The sequence below is a fragment of the Calditrichota bacterium genome (genome assembly GCA_016867835.1).
In the GTDB taxonomy this organism is placed as follows: Bacteria; Electryoneota; AABM5-125-24; order Hatepunaeales; family Hatepunaeaceae; genus VGIQ01.
Genome location: VGIQ01000206.1, coordinates 1 through 2,185 on the forward strand (window position 1 = coordinate 1; position 2,185 = coordinate 2,185).

A 2,185-nucleotide genomic window follows, 5' to 3' on the forward strand; every position below is an offset into this window, starting at 1 on the left:
AAGGTCGGCAAAGGCCGAGGTCCTTCCGTACGTCGTCCGGCAGGTTTCAGAGTGCACCTGACATCGGGTATGCCGTTGTCAGCAGGCAGCAGTCAGTCTTTTGCGGCCGTACAGGATTTTCCGTCGAACGGCTCTTGATGGCCGGGTCAAGCCAAGGCCAAGTATAAGTCGGTCGCCGTAAAGCTGCCGTTGGAATTTCGCTTCCCTGAAACACCCCCTGCGCACTAAGCCTTACGTCGCGATCTACGTTTCCTCCCCCTCAAGGAAACGTGCCACATCTCCTTGGCATACCGCGCACTTGCCCGTCAGCAGCACACCTTTGCCCTTCACCGTGCCGGAGAAATTCGTGAATGCCTGTCGGCATGTACTACATGCTCGTCGTTTCCTGACGACACTGGCCGCACCAGACATTCGATAGCAGTACCTTCCGCACCGTCTCCGGAATCGCCTTCCATCGCTTAGCTGCAGGTGCCGTGAATTTCGGCAGGGATTCGATCGTCATTCGGTAACCTGGAAAGGTTGCTCCGATTCTATAGACAACAACAAGAGCCTTCGGTGACTGACGTCACTGAGTGACGCTATGGGCTCTGTTCCAATGCTGAGCTATGATGTCCAACTCAAAACACGCTTTGAACCTCCCATGGCCAATCTCACGACAATCCTGAAGCAGGAAATCACCCGCCTCGCCCGAAAGGAACTCAGGGCAGAAACCGAAGTCCTCAAGAAGGCAGCAAGTCGTTACCGCGCAGACATTGCTGACCTCAAGCGCAAGGTCGCCGGACTTGAACAGCAGTTGGCACGACAGAATAGGGATCTAGCCAAGTATCGAGACACACCAGAATCGCAGTCGGAAGGAAGGTCTGTGCGATTCTCGGCGGCGGGCCTGAAGAAGATGCGGGACAAGAAGGATCTGTCGGCGGCGATCTTGGGCAAACTTCTCGGCGTTACCGCGCAGACCGTCTACAACTGGGAAGCCGGAACAACCCGACCCCGGCCCGAGCAGGTGGCGTCAATCGCGAGTCTCCGCTCGTTGGGTAAGCGGGAGTTGAAGGCGAAGCTTGCCAGCCTTCCCAGCTAATTTCTTCCTGTTGCCGCGCGCGTCAGATTGACCATCGTGCTCGCAATCCAATTATTCATACCTCTCTAGGCTTCCCTGGCGCGACTTCTGCCCTTTCTTCCCCTTCACCGGCATCTGTTCCCTGACCCTATCAATCAGGTCGAACACCGTCATCCCAAGTGTATTGGCAATGACCTCGATAGCATTGAGCGTCGGATTCGCTCGCCCATTCTCGATCCGGCTCAGGTAGGTCTGATAGAAGCCGCACCTCGTATTTCTCACTTACGCCATGGGATACCTAACAGTACGACTACTATTTCGAAGACTTTGATGTGGGAACCCATTTCTTGAAATCGCAATCAGAATTCAACTTTTCAACCGAAGCCTTCTGATCTTGCTCATTCGATCTATACGCCGCAGATAACGCTTTGAGTTGCGCAAAATAGCATGCGTTAGCGTTTGATGAATACACTGTGGGATCGATAGGTTGTTTGCGAGCTTGGCATTTGTTTTGGATCATTAAATTGACATTGATCTCAATTATCACCAAGCGGTTTTGGTTTTCAGTGGCACGAGCTCCTTGTTGAATAGCGCTTTTGTCACTAGTACTTTGGGCTTCCGACATTGCATAGCCAAATATATTTCTATCGATTGCTTCATCTAGTGAAGCACAAGTCTTTTGCCTTTCTTCAATCTGCTTGGAATCCTCAGGCAAACACCCGCCTAGACTAATAATGACAAGTGGAGATAAAAATGCGACTCCTAAGTTGAAATAGTTCATCGAATTATGCTCTCGTCAAAATGAATAACTGCAGTCAGTATGCATGCCCTGATAAACATAACGCAATACTTTTAAAGTAAATCATCTAGAAGCGTCCCAGCGCATCACGATGTATCCCTGTGAAAGCCCCCTGGCCATCTCGGTCACGGGGCTTTCGCCTTGTCGTCTATTTCTTGGAGGTGTTCTTATTCGCCTTCTTGATCGCACCTAGACGCTTCCCAATGCTTCGATTGATCTCTTTGTGTCGCTGCGCGTCTAAAAATACCCAGGGATGCGCGTTGAATTTTACCCAGGGGCTATAGCCGCCTGTCATAGAGGCGGCTGTGGATAAGTGTAGCGTAATTCGT

General features: G+C 51.4%; 3 protein-coding genes. 1 reads left to right on the top strand and 2 read right to left on the bottom strand.

All coding sequences use genetic code 11. The annotated features are described in order from the left end of the window. Positions 1-640: 640 nt before the first annotated feature. Positions 641-1,078: a helix-turn-helix transcriptional regulator gene (locus FJY67_12150; GenBank protein ID MBM3330196.1), complete on the top strand. Its 438-nt coding sequence runs from the start codon at positions 641-643 to the stop codon at positions 1,076-1,078. A 51-nt stretch (positions 1,079-1,129) separates the two neighbouring features. Here FJY67_12150 and FJY67_12155 read toward each other — a convergent pair whose 3' ends face one another. Together FJY67_12155 and FJY67_12160 are read right to left on the bottom strand one after the other, a co-directional pair. Beyond that, positions 1,130-1,339 (bottom strand): helix-turn-helix transcriptional regulator, encoded by a 210-nt coding sequence (locus tag FJY67_12155; protein ID MBM3330197.1) that lies wholly within the window; start codon positions 1,337-1,339, stop codon positions 1,130-1,132. Between the two features lie 31 nt (positions 1,340-1,370). Further along, the gene (locus tag FJY67_12160) at positions 1,371-1,838 is read right to left on the bottom strand and encodes a hypothetical protein (protein MBM3330198.1); all 468 of its coding nucleotides are present in this window, start codon (positions 1,836-1,838) and stop codon (positions 1,371-1,373) included. Positions 1,839-2,185 lie beyond the last annotated feature (347 nt).

What these genes read in the sequence shown, in the direction of transcription:
- FJY67_12150 (MBM3330196.1), top strand. Translation starts at nt 641, where the DNA reads ATGGCCAATCTCACGACAATCCTGAAGCAGGAAATCACCCGCCTCGCC.
- FJY67_12160 (MBM3330198.1), bottom strand. Translation starts at nt 1,838, where the DNA reads ATGAACTATTTCAACTTAGGAGTCGCATTTTTATCTCCACTTGTCATT.